Source organism: Methylobacterium sp. J-030, from assembly GCF_022829545.1.
Classification (GTDB): Bacteria; Pseudomonadota; Alphaproteobacteria; order Rhizobiales; family Beijerinckiaceae; genus Methylobacterium.
The window spans coordinates 42,166-55,976 of the sequence record NZ_JAKSYM010000403.1 but is presented as its reverse complement, the minus strand read 5'-3'; the positions used below and the strand labels follow the sequence as shown (position 1 = coordinate 55,976).

General features: G+C 70.0%; 16 protein-coding genes. 8 read left to right on the top strand and 8 right to left on the bottom strand.

The window, feature by feature from the left end:
- Window positions 1-133 precede the first annotated feature (133 nt).
- The 5 genes from era to MKK75_RS34185 all read right to left on the bottom strand — a co-directional run bounded on the left by era (window position 134) and on the right by MKK75_RS34185 (window position 3,992).
- Window positions 134-1,105 carry a GTPase Era gene (era, locus tag MKK75_RS34205; protein WP_244046920.1) on the bottom strand — a complete coding sequence of 324 codons (972 nt, stop codon included), beginning with the start codon at window positions 1,103-1,105 and terminating at the stop codon, window positions 134-136.
- The gene (gene rnc, locus MKK75_RS34200) at window positions 1,102-1,881 is read right to left on the bottom strand and encodes a ribonuclease III (protein ID WP_279594315.1); all 780 of its coding nucleotides are present in this window, start codon (window positions 1,879-1,881) and stop codon (window positions 1,102-1,104) included. Before rnc ends, era begins: the two co-directional genes overlap by 4 nt.
- Window positions 1,878-2,663, bottom strand: coding sequence for a signal peptidase I (lepB, locus tag MKK75_RS34195; RefSeq protein ID WP_244046919.1), 786 nt, complete (start codon window positions 2,661-2,663; stop codon window positions 1,878-1,880). Before lepB ends, rnc begins: the two co-directional genes overlap by 4 nt.
- Before the next feature lie 172 nt (window positions 2,664-2,835).
- Window positions 2,836-3,246 carry a holo-ACP synthase gene (acpS, locus tag MKK75_RS34190; RefSeq protein ID WP_244046918.1) on the bottom strand — a complete coding sequence of 137 codons (411 nt, stop codon included), beginning with the start codon at window positions 3,244-3,246 and terminating at the stop codon, window positions 2,836-2,838.
- Window positions 3,243-3,992, bottom strand: coding sequence for a pyridoxine 5'-phosphate synthase (locus MKK75_RS34185; RefSeq protein WP_244046917.1), 750 nt, complete (start codon window positions 3,990-3,992; stop codon window positions 3,243-3,245). Before MKK75_RS34185 ends, acpS begins: the two co-directional genes overlap by 4 nt.
- A gap of 380 nt (window positions 3,993-4,372) precedes the next feature.
- Between MKK75_RS34185 and rpsF the strand changes: the two genes are divergently transcribed.
- The 5 genes from rpsF to MKK75_RS34160 all read left to right on the top strand — a co-directional run bounded on the left by rpsF (window position 4,373) and on the right by MKK75_RS34160 (window position 8,593).
- Complete coding sequence (gene rpsF / locus MKK75_RS34180; protein ID WP_244046916.1) at window positions 4,373-4,846, top strand: 30S ribosomal protein S6; 474 nt, start codon at window positions 4,373-4,375, stop codon at window positions 4,844-4,846.
- Window positions 4,847-4,849: 3 nt separating this feature from the next.
- On the top strand, window positions 4,850-5,107 hold the full coding sequence (gene rpsR, locus MKK75_RS34175) for a 30S ribosomal protein S18 (protein ID WP_091712669.1): 258 nt from the start codon (window positions 4,850-4,852) through the stop codon (window positions 5,105-5,107).
- 130 nt (window positions 5,108-5,237) lie between these two features.
- On the top strand, window positions 5,238-6,290 hold the full coding sequence (locus tag MKK75_RS34170; protein WP_244046915.1) for a hypothetical protein: 1,053 nt from the start codon (window positions 5,238-5,240) through the stop codon (window positions 6,288-6,290).
- Between the two features lie 41 nt (window positions 6,291-6,331).
- Window positions 6,332-6,904 (top strand): 50S ribosomal protein L9, encoded by a 573-nt coding sequence (rplI, locus tag MKK75_RS34165; RefSeq protein WP_244046914.1) that lies wholly within the window; start codon window positions 6,332-6,334, stop codon window positions 6,902-6,904.
- A gap of 153 nt (window positions 6,905-7,057) precedes the next feature.
- Window positions 7,058-8,593: an acyl-CoA synthetase gene (locus MKK75_RS34160; protein WP_244046913.1), complete on the top strand. Its 1,536-nt coding sequence runs from the start codon at window positions 7,058-7,060 to the stop codon at window positions 8,591-8,593.
- Window positions 8,594-8,718: 125 nt separating this feature from the next.
- Here MKK75_RS34160 and mgtE read toward each other — a convergent pair whose 3' ends face one another.
- Window positions 8,719-10,089, bottom strand: coding sequence for a magnesium transporter (gene mgtE / locus MKK75_RS34155; protein ID WP_244046912.1), 1,371 nt, complete (start codon window positions 10,087-10,089; stop codon window positions 8,719-8,721).
- Between the two features lie 418 nt (window positions 10,090-10,507).
- On the opposite strand from mgtE, the gene pqqA (MKK75_RS34150) reads away from it, so the two are divergent.
- Window positions 10,508-10,597: a pyrroloquinoline quinone precursor peptide PqqA gene (gene pqqA / locus MKK75_RS34150; RefSeq protein WP_007559223.1), complete on the top strand. Its 90-nt coding sequence runs from the start codon at window positions 10,508-10,510 to the stop codon at window positions 10,595-10,597.
- A gap of 80 nt (window positions 10,598-10,677) precedes the next feature.
- Window positions 10,678-10,767: a pyrroloquinoline quinone precursor peptide PqqA gene (gene pqqA, locus MKK75_RS34145; protein WP_091712468.1), complete on the top strand. Its 90-nt coding sequence runs from the start codon at window positions 10,678-10,680 to the stop codon at window positions 10,765-10,767.
- A gap of 140 nt (window positions 10,768-10,907) precedes the next feature.
- Here pqqA (MKK75_RS34145) and MKK75_RS34140 read toward each other — a convergent pair whose 3' ends face one another.
- Both MKK75_RS34140 and MKK75_RS34135 read right to left on the bottom strand, forming a co-directional pair.
- The gene (locus MKK75_RS34140) at window positions 10,908-12,155 is read right to left on the bottom strand and encodes a NupC/NupG family nucleoside CNT transporter (RefSeq protein ID WP_244046911.1); all 1,248 of its coding nucleotides are present in this window, start codon (window positions 12,153-12,155) and stop codon (window positions 10,908-10,910) included.
- A 55-nt stretch (window positions 12,156-12,210) separates the two neighbouring features.
- Complete coding sequence (locus MKK75_RS34135) at window positions 12,211-12,858, bottom strand: TetR/AcrR family transcriptional regulator (RefSeq protein WP_244046910.1); 648 nt, start codon at window positions 12,856-12,858, stop codon at window positions 12,211-12,213.
- Window positions 12,859-12,959: 101 nt separating this feature from the next.
- Between MKK75_RS34135 and MKK75_RS34130 the strand changes: the two genes are divergently transcribed.
- Window positions 12,960-13,811, top strand: coding sequence for an SDR family NAD(P)-dependent oxidoreductase (locus MKK75_RS34130; RefSeq protein ID WP_244046909.1), 852 nt, complete (start codon window positions 12,960-12,962; stop codon window positions 13,809-13,811).

Sequence of the window (13,811 nt, the reverse complement as noted above, 5' to 3'; positions counted from 1 at the left end):
CTACGGAACGCGACTCCGCGGCGGTGCGGGCAGGACCCGCGCCCGACTCGGATCATCCGGGGGAACGCCCCGGCTTATACCGCACTGGCGCCGGAAGCCCAGCCTCCGCAATCGACGCGGCCGGGAACGGCGATCATCCGCGGGGGAATTCGAGGCCCATCTCGCGGTAACGGGCGGGGTCGTCGGCCCAGTTCTCCCGCACCTTCACGTGCAGGAACAGGTGCACCTTGGCGTCGGCCGCCTCGGCGATCCCGATGCGGGCCGCCTGCCCGATCGCCTTGATGGTCTGGCCGCCCTTGCCGAGCACGATCGAGCGCTGGCTGTCGCGCTCGACGAAGATCGTCTGCTCGATCCGCACCGACCCGTCGGGCCGGACCTGCCACTGATCGGTCTCGACCGTGGAGCGATAGGGCAGCTCCTCGTGCAACCTGTCGTAGATCTTTTCCCGGGTGATCTCGGCCGCGAGCATGCGCAGGGGTGCGTCCGAGACCTGATCCTCCGGGTAGAGCCAGGGACCGGCCGGCATCCGGGCGGCGAGCGCCCGCCGGAGATCCTGCACGCCGCTCCCATTCAGCGCCGAGATCATGAAGGTCTCGGCGAAGGGCGCGGCGGCATTCAGCTTGGCCGCGAGATCGAGCAGCCGCTCGCGGGCGATCAGGTCGATCTTGTTGAGGATCAGCAGCTTGTCCCGCTTCACCGCGTCGAGGCGCGACAGCACGGCCTCGACCTCATCGTCGACGCCCTTGCGGGCATCCACCAGCAGGCAGACCGCGTCGGCGTCAGCGGCGCCGCTCCAGGCCGAGTGCACCATCGCCCGGTCGAGCCGGCGCTTGGGCGCGAAGATGCCGGGCGTGTCGACCAGCACAACCTGCGCCGACCCCTCGATGAAGATGCCGCGCACCAGCGCCCGGGTGGTCTGCACCTTGCGGGAGACGATGGAGACCTTCGTGCCCACGAGGTTGTTCAGGAGCGTCGACTTGCCGGCATTCGGCACGCCGATCAGCGCGACGAAGCCCGCCCGCGCGTCGGCCGGCGTACCCGGGAGCGCGGAGACGGCGTTCGCGCGCCCCTCCATCGGGGCGTCATCCTGATCGTGCTCGCTCATGCTGTCTCCGTCGGCCCCGCCGTCGGCAGGGCACCGATCCCCTCCCTCTCCAACAGCGCCTGCGCGGCCGCCTGCTCGGCAATCCGCTTCGATGTGCCCTCGCCGAGCCCGGGGGCGAGGCCCTCCACCTGCACCGCGATGTGGAACTTCGGCGCGTGGTCCGGGCCGGTACGCTCCACCACCGCGTAGGTGGGGATCGGCAGGCCGCGGCCCATCGCCCATTCCTGCAGGGTCGATTTGGCGTCGCGGCCCCGCGCGGCCGAGACCGGCTCGCTCGGATTGAAATGGGCTTCGATCACGGCCTTGGCGGGGTCGAAGCCGGCATCGAGATAGATGGCGCCGAGGATCGCCTCGCAGACATCGGCCAGAATGGTCTGGTTGCGCCGCCCGCCGCCCATGACCTCGCCCTGCCCGAGGATCAGGTGGGGCCCGACGTCCCAAGCCTCGGCCACGACCGCACAGGTCTCCCGCCGCACGAGCGCGGCGAGCCGGCGCGAGAGATCGCCCTCGTCGGCATCCGGAAACGCGGCGTAGAGGCGGTCCGCCACCGCGAGGCCGAGCACGCGATCGCCGAGGAATTCCAGGCGCTGGTAGCTGCCACCGCGGCCCGCGGCCTTGCTGGTGTGGGTCAGCGCGCGGGTGAGCAGGCCCTGATCGGCGAAGCTGTGCCCGATCCGCGCCTCCAGCAGGCCGAGCGGTGGACGCGGCTTGTGGGCGCGCCGAGTCCGCGCCGAGATCCGGGGCTGGGCCGCGTCGTCCAAGTCCAAACCGATCAATGGATCGTCGAGAACAGGCGCGTCCAGCGGACATGGGCCGGCCAGTTCCAGACCTGCCACGCCGGCGTGCCCTCGTCGATCGAGAAGAAGATCATCTCGGCCCGGCCCACGAAGTTGGCGAAGGGCACGTAGCCGACATTGGCGAGATCGCGCGAATCGGTGGAGTTGTCGCGGTTGTCGCCCATCATGAAGAAGTGGCCGGGCGGAACCGTGTAGAGCTCGGTCTTGTCCCAGAAGCCATTGTCGCCGTCGCGCTCGATCACCCGGTGGACCACGCCGTTGGGCAGCGTCTCCAGGTATTGCGGCACCTTGGTGTCCTGCCCGTAGGGGTCGGTCGTCTCGTAATCGGCGATCCGCTCGCGCTTGACCGCCTTGCCGTTGATGTTGAGCACGCCGTCGATCATCTGGATCTTGTCGCCCGGCAGGCCGATCACGCGCTTGATGTAATCGGTCGCATTGTCCTTGGGCAGCTTGAACACCGCGATGTCGCCGCGCTTGGGCTCGGCGGCCCAGATCCGGCCGTCGGCCTGGAGCGGGATGTATTCAGAGAGCGGCAGCGAGTACTTCGAGTAGCCGTAGGAGTATTTCGAGACGAACAGGTAGTCGCCGATCAGCAGGGTCGGCACCAGCGAGCCCGAGGGGATGTTGAACGGCTGGAACAGGAGCGTGCGCACCACGAGGGCGATGAGCAGCGCCTGGATGCCGACCTTGAGGGTCTCGCGGATGCTGGCCCAGGTGCCGGTCTCGGCGGTTTTCCTGAGCGGCTTGCCGTCGTAATCCACGCGCACGTTCCGTCTTCAGTTGAGATTGCGTCGTCTGCCGCCTCGGGAGCGGCGCGGAGAGCGGTTGTCCCGGGGAATACGCCGCCATCGTGTCCGCCGTGAGCGGCGGGTCTAGACCAAGCGCGAGCCCCCCGCAACGCACGAAGGGGGCCGGCTAATCCGCGGTCCCTCCTCAGCAGGCGCCCGGCACGGGCAGCGCCTCGATGATCACGAAGGCTTGTGCCAGGGGCGGGTCGTCCGTGAGGCTCACGTGCAGGTGCGCGGCGTGGCCCGGCGGCAGCATCTCCGCGAGTCGCGCGGCGGCACCGCCGTCGAGCCGCAGGGTCGGCTGGCCGGAGGGCAGGTTCACCACCTCCATGTCGCGCCAGAACACGCCGGCGCTCAAGCCCGTGCCGAGCGCCTTGGCACAGGCCTCCTTGGCGGCGAAGCGCCTCGCATAGCCCTCCGCCCGGGACGCGCGCGCATCGCAGCGGGACCGCTCCCCATCGGTGAACACCCGATGGGTGAACCGCTCGCCGTGGCGCTCCAGCGTCCGGGCGATCCGGCGGATGTCGCAGAGATCCGAGCCGATGCCGATGATCATGCGGACCGGGCGCGGTCCATGGCCGCCCGCATGTCCGCTACGGCCTGGGACAGTCCGACGAAGATCGCATCGGCGATCAGCGCATGGCCGATATTCAGCTCCCGGATCTGCGGCAGGGCCGCCACCGGGCCGACGCTGCCGAGGGTGAGGCCGTGGCCAGCATGGATCTCCAGGCCGAGGCCCGCGCCGTGCTCGGCGGCGCGCCGGATGCGAGCGAGTTCATGCACGGTCCGGGCCGGATCGTCCTCCAGCGCCGCCTCGCAGTAGCTGCCGGTATGCAGCTCGACCACCGGCGCCCCCAGTGCCCAGGCGGCCTCCATCACCGCCGGCTCCGGCTCGACGAACAGCGAGACCCGGATGCCTGCCTCCGCCAGCGCCCGGATGCGTGGGGCGAGGTGATCGCGCCCGCCGACGATGTCGAGCCCGCCCTCGGTGGTGCGCTCCTCGCGCTTCTCCGGGACGAGGCAGGCGGCGTGGGGCCGGGTGGCAAGCGCGATCGCCACCATCTCGTCGGTGGCCGCCATCTCGAAGTTGAGCGGGACGGACAGAGCGCGCCTGAGCGCCGCGATGTCGGCGTCGCGGATGTGGCGCCGGTCCTCGCGCAGATGCGCCGTGATGCCGTCCGCCCCCGCCTCGACCGCGCGGAGCGCGGCCCGCACCGGGTCCGGATAGTCGCCGCCGCGGGCGTTGCGGACGGTGGCGACGTGATCGATGTTGACGCCGAGGCGCAGCGTTTCGGAGGTCATCCGCTGGTTCGTCCCAAGGTCGGCGCGATGCGCCGGGGTCCTGGCCGCGATATGCTGGCGTGCTGGCGTTCCGGCAAGGCGGCGTGACAGATGTTGCACCGCGCAGCGCCTCCATTCCCGAACCTCACCGGCTTGCCATCCCGGTGAAAACCGACTATGCGCCGCCCCTCGCGTTCGCTCCGGCCGGGGGCTGAACGGACGGTGCCGCTTGCGGCATAGGGCTCGTCAAGATCCCGTCGTCCGGTGTCTCCGCCTTCGATCAACCGCTCGGGCCTGAAAATCGGCTCGAAGGGCTTGGCGCCGAGCGATCCGCGAGATGAACCGGCCCGAACCATCCGCCTCCCGGCGGCCGGGCTCCTTTTGACTATGAAAGGCCCGATATGCCTCTCTATGAGCATGTGCTCTTGGCCCGGCAGGACGTGACGTCCCAGCAGGTCGAGACGATGATCGACACCTACAAGGGTGTGATCGAGCAGAACGGTGGCCGTCTCGAGAAGATCGAGATGTGGGGCGTGAAGTCCCTCGCCTACCGGATCAAGAAGAACCGCAAGGCGCATTTCGCGCTGCTCAACATCGACGCCCCGCCGGCCGCCATCGCCGAGATGGAGCGCCAGATGCAGATCTCCGAGGACGTGCTGCGCTTCATGACCGTCCGGGTCGAGGAACTCGACCAGGAGCCGTCCGCCATGATGCAGAAGCGCGACCGTGACGACCGCAAGGATCGCGAGCGCGGCCGTCGTCGCGACGACGAGGGCTTCGGTGGCGGCGGCGGCTTCGGCGGCGACCGGGGTGACCGTGGCGATCGCGGTGACCGTGGTGATCGCGGCGAGCGCAGCTTCGGCGGGGAGGGCTAACCCATGGCATTCGGTGCTGGTGCTGGTGCGGGCGGTGGACGCCGCCCCTTCTTCCGTCGTCGCAAGACCTGCCCGTTCTCCGGCGCGAACGCGCCGAAGATCGATTACAAGGACGTCAAGCTCCTGTCCCGCTACGTGTCCGAGCGCGGCAAGATCGTGCCGTCGCGGATCACCGCGGTCTCGGCCAAGAAGCAGCGCGAACTCGCCCAGGCGATCAAGCGTGCCCGCTTCCTCGGCCTGCTGCCCTACGTGATCAAGTAAGACACGAAGACCCTGCCGGCCCGGTATCAGCCCGGGCCGGTCCTCGCAGAGGGCGGCCCGAGGTCGCCCGATCGTTGGGGCGCGAAGCCGCCTCTAACCCTGCCGCAGCGGCAGCGGGACAGCGGAAGTCATGGCACAGCATATCGGCATCGGTATCGGCGCGGGCCTCGTCTCGGCACTCCTGTTCGGGGTGCTCCTGAAGGCGACGCCGCTCGCGATCCTGCTCTATCTCGTTGCGCCCCTGCCGATCCTGATCGTCGGGCTCGGCTGGAGCCACAAGGCCGCGCTGGCGGCCGCCGCGGCGGGCAGCCTCGCGCTGGCCCTGGCGATCGCGCCCTTCATGGGCCTCGCCTTCGGCGCCTACATCGCCCTGCCCGCGTGGTGGCTCGCCTACCTAACGCTCCTCGGGCGCGAGACGCCGCGCGGCCTCGAATGGTACCCGACCGGCCGCCTGCTCGGATGGATCGCCGCCACGGCGGCTTTGGCCTTCATCGCCATCGCGGTCCTGTCCTCGCCAAATCACGCCGCCTTCGACCGGCAATTGCGCGGCCTCGCCCAGACGCTGGTGCAGGCCCGCATGCCTGCCCCCCGCACGACCGGCAACGCCGGCCCCCCCGATGCGTCTTTGGCCGGGACGGAGCGCACCGGCGGGACGCCGGCTGCGGACGCCGATGCGCAGACCGAGACCCGGACCGATGCCGATCCGGCCGACGTGACGCGGAGCGAGATGGCCGATGCCCTGGCGCGGGTGGTGCCGGCGTTTGCGGCCAACGGGCTGGCTCTGCTCTTCGCCTTCTATCTCTGGGCTTCGGCCCGGATCGTGAAGATCTCCGGCCGTCTGCCCCGGCCCTGGCCCGATCTCCCGTCGACCGCCATGCCGCGGATCACGCTCGCCGCCCTCGGGGCCGCGCTGCTGATGTGCCTCGGCCCCGGCTATGTGAGCGTGCTCGGCGTCGCCCTGGTGGGCGGGTTCAGCGCGGCCTTCGCGCTGCAGGGCCTCGCCGCCTTCCACGACCGCTCCCGCGGGCGGCCCGGACGCACCCTGATGCTGTTCGGGCTGTACCTGATCGTGTTCGTGACGCAGGGCATCGCCCTCGTCGCCCTCACCCTGTTCGGCCTCGCCGACACCGCCCTCGACCGCCGGCGTTCCCAGGACCGCCCGAAGAACAGCCCGGCGCCGTGAACCCCCGGCCCGAGAGGCCGACAACCTGAAGGAGAAAGACCATGGAAGTGATCCTGCTCGAGCGCGTGGCCAAGCTCGGCCAGATGGGCGAGACCGTGAACGTCCGCCCCGGCTTTGCCCGCAACTTCCTGCTCGCCCGCGGCAAGGCCCTGCGCGCGACGGAGACCAACAAGAAGCACTTCGAGGCCCAGCGCGCCCAGCTCGAGGCCCGCAACCTCGACCGCAAGAAAGACGCCGAGGCGGTGGCCGAGAAGCTGAACGGCCAGAGCTTCGTGCTGATCCGCCAGTCCGGCGAGACCGGCGTGCTCTACGGCTCCGTCTCGACCCGCGACCTCGCCGAGGTCGTCGCGAAGGAGGGCTTTACCGTGGATCGCGGCCAGTTCACCCTGAACCAGCCGATCAAGACGCTCGGCCTTCACAAGGTCCCGGTGGTGCTGCACCCCGAGGTCGAGGTCGAGATCACCGTCAACGTCGCCCGCAGCCCCGAGGAGGCCGAGCGTCAGGCCCGCGGCGAGTCGGTCACCGAGCGCGAGGCGTTCAACCTCGACGATCTCGGCCTGGAGGTCGGTCAGGCGCTGGCCGATGCCGGCGAGGGCGCCGACGACCGCGGCTGATTCTCTTCGCACGGCCGCTCGATCCGGGCTCGCGCGGATCGATCACATCCAGGGGGACGGTGGCGCCGTGCAGCGTCACCGTCCCCTTTCGGTTGACGAAGGCCCGCGCAGGCAGGAAACCCGGTCAAAAGCCCGCCCGTGGGGAAGCGCCCGGTGTCCGACACCCTGCCAGACGATCGCCATCCGCCCGCGCGGTTCAACGCGGCGCGGTACTGCCTCGCCGAGAATGCGCGCCTGCGCCCCGACAAGACCGCCCTGGTGATGGTCGGTGACGGCACGGCCGAACGGCTCTCGTTCGGCGCGGTCGAGCGGGCGGTGCGCGGCATCGCGGCGGGGCTGCTCGGGCTCGGCCTCAGGCCGGGCGATCGCGTGATGATCCGGATGGGCAACGAGGCCGATTACGTCCTCGTGCATTTCGGGGCGCTCGCGGCCGGCTTGGTCGCGTTGCCCTCCTCGCCGCTTCTCACGGAGGGCGAGGCGGCCTTCCTAATGGAGAACTCGGGCGCCGCCGCGGTGGTGGTGGGCAGCGGCTGCACCGTGGCGTCCGAGGCCCTGGGCGACCGCCGGCTGCTCGACTCCGCGGCCGTCGCCACCCTGAAGGCCGGCCCGCCGCTCCCCGCCTACGCCGACACCGCCGCCGACGATCCGGCGATGCTGATCTACACCTCCGGCACCACCAGCCGGCCGAAGGGCGTGCTGCACGCCCACCGCGCCGCCTACGGCCGGCGGCCGATGCTCGACCACTGGCTGGGCTTGACCGAATCCGACGTGATGCTGCACGCCGGCACCATGAACTGGACCTACACGCTGGGCGTGGGTCTCAGCGACCCGTGGTCGGTCGGCGCCACCGCGGTGCTCTACAACGGCCCGCGCGATCCCGCGGTCTGGCCGCGGCTGATCGCGGAATACGGCGCCACAATCTTCGCCGCCGTGCCGACCCTCTACCGGCAGATCCTGAAATACGGCGCCCCCGAGGCCCACGACCTGTCGCGCCTGCGCCACGGCTGCACGGCGGGCGAACCGCTCCCGGTGGAACTGCTCGCGGCCTGGACCGCGGCCACCGGCAAGCCCCTCTACGAAGCGCTCGGGATGAGCGAGATCTCGACCTACATCTCCAGCGGCCCCACCATCCCGGTGCGCCCCGGCTCTCCCGGCAAGCCGCAGCCCGGGCGGCGCGTGGCGATCCTTCCGGTCGAGGGCGAGCCGGCGCCGCTGCCGGCGGGCGAGACCGGGCTGCTGGCCGTGCACCGCTCCGAGCCGGCCCTGATGCTCGGCTACTGGAACCGCCCCGCGGAGGAGGCCGAGGTAATGCGCGGCGAGTGGTTCGCCGGCGGCGACCTCGCCCGGCTCGATGCCGACGGCTACCTCTGGTTCGAGGGCCGCAACAACGACCTGATGAAGGCGATGGGCTACCGAGTCTCGCCCAACGAGGTGGAGGTGGTGCTGGGTGCCCACCCCTCCGTGGCGGAGGTCGGCGTCGCGGAGTTGCCCGTGCGGGCGGACGTCTCCGTCATCTGCGGCTTCGTGGTGCTGCAGCCGCATGCGACGCCCGACCCGGAGGCGCTGCTCGCGTGGTGCGCCGAGCGGCTCGCCGCTTACAAGCGCCCACGGGAGATCCGCTTCCTCGACGCCCTACCGCGCACGGCCAACGGCAAGGTGCAGCGGAAGCGGCTGGCCGGGATGGTTTAGGGGCGGAGAGCGGACGGAACAGCACCTCAGCCCCTGACCGGAAGCGCAGGCCCGAACTGCCGCGCACCCGCCCCCGCAAAGGGGTGAGGGAAAAGCACGGATCCGACCGGCCTCAAGCGCGGGGCCTACAGCAGCGTCCCGCGCAGAATCAGCAGCGCCACCGAGAAATAAATCACAAGCCCGGTCACGTCGACCAGCGTCGCCACGAACGGCGCCGAGGCGGTGGCGGGATCGAAGCCGATCCGCTGGAGCAGGAACGGCAGCATCGAGCCCGACAGCGAGCCGAACGTGACGATCCCGACCAGCGCCGCCCCCACGGTGGCGGCGACCAGCGGCCAGTGCTCGCCGTAATCGTAGAAGCCGAGCTTCTGCCACGCGACGATCCGGATCACCGCGATCACCCCGAGGATCGAGCCGAGCACGATGCCGGTCGGCAATTCCCGCAACGCCACCCGCCACCAGTCACGCAGGCGGATCTGGTGCAGCGCCAGCGCCCGGATCAGCAGCGAGGTCGCTTGGCTGCCGGAATTGCCCCCCGAGCTCATGATCAGCGGGATGAACAGCGTCAGGACGATCGCCTTCTCCAGCTCGCCCTCGAAACCCTGCATGGCCGAGGCGGTGAGCATCTCCGACAGGAACAGGGCGCAGAGCCAGCCGGCCCGCTTCCGGATCATCGTGAAGAAGCCGATATCCATGTACGGCTCGGGCAGCGCCTCCATGCCGCCGAAGCGCTGCACGTCCTGCGTCTGCTTCTCGATCATGGCGTCGATCATGTCGTCGACGGTCACGATGCCGATGACGTGGCCGACCGCGTCGACCACCGGCAGGGCCAGCAGGTCGTACTTGGAGATCAGCCGGGCCGCCTCCTCGCGGCTGGCGGTCGGCGAGACGGCGAGCGGGCGCCGGCCCGGGGCAACGCTCAGCACGTTGTCGTTCGGGTCCCCCGAGATCAGCCGGCGCAGGGGCACCGCCTTGGTCAGCGCGCGGGTGCGCGGATCGAGCACGAAGATCGCGTAGATCGTCTCGCGGGTCTTCTCGACGTGGCGGATGTGCTCCAGGGTCTGGCCCACCGTCCAGGTGCCCGGCACGGTGACGAACTCGGTGGTCATCAGCGAGCCCACCGTCTCCTCGCCGTAGGCCGAGAGGCGGTCGACGGCGCCGCGGGTCTCGGCGTCGAGGCGGGCGCGGAGGTCGGAGCGGCCGGGCTCCTCGATCTCGCGGAAGACGTCGGTCACCCGGTCGGCCGACATGCCCGAGAGGTAGCTGGCCACCCGGTCACGGGGCAGCATCTCGATGATGTCGGCGGCGCAGTCGAGTTCCGGCTGATCCAGCACCTCCACCGCCCGGTCCATCGGCAGGCCGAGCAGGATCGCGGCCGCGACTTCGGGGGCTTCGTCGTTCAGCTTCTCCACGATGTCGGGGGCACGCTCGTCCGACAGTCGCGCGGCCAGCACGGACGGATCGATGCTCGTATCGAAGGGGGCGATCTCGTTCATGGCCTCGCCTCGTGGTAACGAGGCGACGCGGCGCCGGTCATCCTGGTTCAGGGCCGTGACCGGGCGCTGCGTCGGCGCTCCGCGGCCAGGCCTCTCAGCGGCTCAGGCGGGACGACGGCGCGGGGCCGGGCACGGCAGGCACGATCGGTCGGGCACGTCGCTTCGCGGGTCGCTGCTGGAAGGGAGCGCGGCGCCGCCGGGGCGATGTCGCGCGGCTGCGTCGTGCGCCCGCGCGGAAGGCCCGTCAAGCCGTTACGGTTGCAGAGTCGGCGGCTTTCAGCCGCCGGACGCCGACACCGGCCGCCTGTGTCGCGCCCGTGCACCAGGGCTCCCTATGAGAAATATAAGTGTTGTGCTCACTTGTATTGCGTCCAAGATATTGCCTATATGGATCTCATCAACAGCGAGGAGAAGCGCCATGGCTTGGTCTGCCCCGATCGTGTCCGAGATCTGCGTCGGCATGGAAGTCACCAGCTACGAGTCGGCCGAGATCGACACCTTCAACTAAGTGCCTGTGATCCGGGGCGCATGACGCGCCGGTGATCGTGGTCTCCAATTCCATCACCCGAAGTTTTGTAGGAGGAACACATGGCCTGGACTGCTCCGATCGTGTCCGAGATCTGCGTTGGCATGGAAGTCACCAGCTACGAGTCCGCTGAGATCGACACCTTCAACTAAGTTTTCGACAGCACGTCTGGGCGCCGCTTCACACGAAGCGGCGCTTTTCTTTTGCGCGTCGCGCAGATGCATCGTCGGATCGCAATCGAGCGCCGAATCGCTGCGCGCGACTGTCGATGACGTATCGGTACGCTTTCACATCAACTTACGAACAGTCCCGCGATCGCTGCGCTCGTCAGATTGGACAGCGTGCCCGCCAGGATCGCCCGCAGCCCGTAGCGGGCGACCTCCGAGCGCCGCTCCGGCACGAGGCTCGCGAAGCTCGCGAGCTGGATCGCGATCGAGGCGAAGTTCGCGAAGCCGCACAGGGCGAAACAGACGATCGCCTGCGAGCGGGGATCGAGCGTCCCGGCCTTCAGGCTCGGCGATAGGTTGGCATAGGCCAGGAACTCGTTGAAGGCGATCTTCTGGCCGATCGCACCGCCGACCAGCGTGGCGTGCGCCCAGGGTACGCCGAGGAGCCACGCGAGCGGGCTGAGAGCCCAGCCGAGTACGCCCTCGAACGAGGCGCCGGGATAGCCCATCCATCCGCCGAGGGCGCCGAACAGGCCGTCGGCCAGCGCGATCAGCCCCACGAAGGCGATCAGCATCGCGCCGACCGAGACCGCCACCGCCAGCCCCTTCTGGGTGCCGTCGGCCGCCGCCTCGATGATGTTGGCAGCCCGGGTCTCGCCGAACTCCACCCGGGTGGTGGTGATCCGTGTCGGCTCGGTGGAGGGCACCAATATCTTGGCGTAGAGCAGGCCGCCGGGGATCGCCATCGCGGAGGCGGCGAGCAGGTAGGTCATCGGGACGCCGAGCGCGGCGTAGCCAGCCAGGATCGAGCCGGCGGTGGAGGCGGCCCCGCTCGACATCACGGCGAACAGTTCGGCCCCGGTCAGCAGCGCGAGGAACGGGCGCAAAGCCACCGCGATCTCGCTCTGGCCGATCGCGATGGTGATCACCGCCGCGAAGGACTCGATCGGCGACGTTCCGAGGATCCGCCGGAGCACCGCGCCGAGGCCTCGGGCCAGGACCTGCATCACGCCGAGGTGGTAGAGCACCCCGATCAGGGCGGAGACGTAGAGGATCTGCGGCAGCACCCGCAGGGCCAGGATGAATCCCGAGCCGCCGAACAGCTCGAACATCTTCGGCTCGACGAGGCCCCCGAACAGGAAGGCGGTGCCGCGGTCGCCGTAGGAGAGCGCCCGCACCACCACGTCGGCGGCCGCGTTCAGGGCGGCCTGCCCGGCCGGAAGGAACAGGATGAGGGCGCCGAGGCCGACCTGAAGCGCCAAACCGGTGAGCACGACCCGCGGGCGGATCGCCTTCCGGTTCGTCGAGAACAGCACCGCGACGGTGAGCAGCAGCAGGAGGCTGAGGCCGGCATGGGTCAGGCGGTCGAGCATCGCGTCCTTCGATCATGAGCGGTCGCCGCCCATGGAAAGTTCGGGCCAGACCGTATCAATCTGGTTGAAGCGCGACGAGATACGGGACGAAGAGATCGCGGACCTGGGCGAAGCCCCAGTCGAGGTCGGTCTCGGTCAGCTCGGTGCCGCCCTGGAGGCGGTGGCTCATCCAGTGGCTGGAGACGATCCAGGCGTTGTCGATCAGCCGCCCGAGGGCCTCCGGGCCGATTCGCAACCGCCCGGCGGCTGCCGCCGCCTCGAAGACGCCCCGAGCGAGCCCTTGCGTCCGCGTCCGCAGGGCATGGACGCGGGGCCGGAGCGCCGGGGCGATCTCCACCATCGCGATGCCGTCCCGGTAGACGCAGCGGTAGCGCCAGATCAGGTCGAACCATGCCCGCTGGTAGGCCAGCAGCGCCTCCGGCGCGCCCGGATCCGCCGGCATCCGGCCAGCGACCGCCACGGCCTCCGCCTCGAACCCGGCGAATATCGCCTCCACCAAGCCGGTCTTGCGCGGGAAGTGATACTGGAGGTTTCCCTCGCGGATCCCCGCCGCCGCGGCGATCTCCGCGGTGGTGACCCGGCCCAGGCCGCGGGTGTTGAACAGGGCGAGACTGACGGCAAGGATCCGCGCGCGGGTGCTCGGCGCCCCGGAGGATGCGGCAGGCTCTCCTTCCAGTAACCGGCGGCTTCGGCCCTGCACCATCGACTCCAACCCCGTTTAGGGTGTTTACCCTAGACAATTCCGCGAGCCGGGGCTATCCCTCGGCCAAGGCCCGGACCAACCGGCGCATCGGGAGGCGTAGCTTGGCGCAGAGGTTTCAGTTCGCCGGAACGGTCGCGCTCATCACCGGCGCCGCGAGCGGCATCGGGGCGGCGCTGGCCACCGGGCTTTCCGCGAAGGGATGCAGCCTGCTTCTGGTGGACCGCGATTCCGAAGGCCTCGCGACGATCGCCCGGCGAATCCGTGAGCACGGCACCGCGGTCGAGACCCGGGTCGTCGATCTCGTGGACGCGGAGGCGATCCGGGCGCTGCCGGACTGGGCCGCGGACCGATTCGGGCACCTCGACATCCTGATCAACAACGCCGGCGTGGCCCTGGGCGGCCGGTTCGACGAGACGCATCTCGAAGACTTCGAGTGGCTGATGGACATCAACCTGCGCGCGGTCGTGCGGATGTGCCACGCCTTCCTGCCGATGCTGCGCGCTCGGCCGGCGGCACAGATCATCAACCTGTCGAGCTTGTTCGGGCTGATCGCGCCGCCGGGGCAGGTCGCCTATTGCACCAGCAAGTTCGGGGTCCGCGGCTTCTCCGAGGCCCTGCGGCACGAATATGCCGGCACCGGCCTCGGCGTGACGGTGGTCCATCCGGGCGGCGTCGCCACCGCGATCTCCCGCAACGCCCGCGGCCGACGCCCGCCGACCGATCCCGAGGCCGCCAAGCGCGCCGCGGTGGAGGATGCGGAGGCCCGCGAGGCCTTCGGCAAGCTGTTGACGCTCGCCCCCACGGAAGCGGCGGCGGCGATCATCCGCGGCATCGAGACCAGGGCGCCGCGCATCGTGATCGGCAAGGATGCCCGCAGCGCAGCCCTGATCCAGCGGCTGATGCCGGCGGGTTACTGGAAGACGATCGTGCGCATGTCCGGCGGGAAACTCTGA

Excerpts from the sequence above, each read along its gene's own strand:
- era (WP_244046920.1), bottom strand. The coding sequence starts at position 1,105 with ATGAGCGAGCACGATCAGGATGACGCCCCGATGGAGGGGCGCGCGAAC.
- acpS (WP_244046918.1), bottom strand. The coding sequence starts at position 3,246 with ATGATCATCGGCATCGGCTCGGATCTCTGCGACATCCGCCGGATCGCC.
- MKK75_RS34185 (WP_244046917.1), bottom strand. The coding sequence starts at position 3,992 with ATGACCTCCGAAACGCTGCGCCTCGGCGTCAACATCGATCACGTCGCC.
- rpsF (WP_244046916.1), top strand. The coding sequence starts at position 4,373 with ATGCCTCTCTATGAGCATGTGCTCTTGGCCCGGCAGGACGTGACGTCC.
- rpsR (WP_091712669.1), top strand. The coding sequence starts at position 4,850 with ATGGCATTCGGTGCTGGTGCTGGTGCGGGCGGTGGACGCCGCCCCTTC.
- MKK75_RS34170 (WP_244046915.1), top strand. The coding sequence starts at position 5,238 with ATGGCACAGCATATCGGCATCGGTATCGGCGCGGGCCTCGTCTCGGCA.
- rplI (WP_244046914.1), top strand. The coding sequence starts at position 6,332 with ATGGAAGTGATCCTGCTCGAGCGCGTGGCCAAGCTCGGCCAGATGGGC.
- mgtE (WP_244046912.1), bottom strand. The coding sequence starts at position 10,089 with ATGAACGAGATCGCCCCCTTCGATACGAGCATCGATCCGTCCGTGCTG.
- pqqA (WP_007559223.1), top strand. The coding sequence starts at position 10,508 with ATGGCTTGGTCTGCCCCGATCGTGTCCGAGATCTGCGTCGGCATGGAA.
- pqqA (WP_091712468.1), top strand. The coding sequence starts at position 10,678 with ATGGCCTGGACTGCTCCGATCGTGTCCGAGATCTGCGTTGGCATGGAA.
- MKK75_RS34140 (WP_244046911.1), bottom strand. The coding sequence starts at position 12,155 with ATGCTCGACCGCCTGACCCATGCCGGCCTCAGCCTCCTGCTGCTGCTC.
- MKK75_RS34135 (WP_244046910.1), bottom strand. The coding sequence starts at position 12,858 with ATGGTGCAGGGCCGAAGCCGCCGGTTACTGGAAGGAGAGCCTGCCGCA.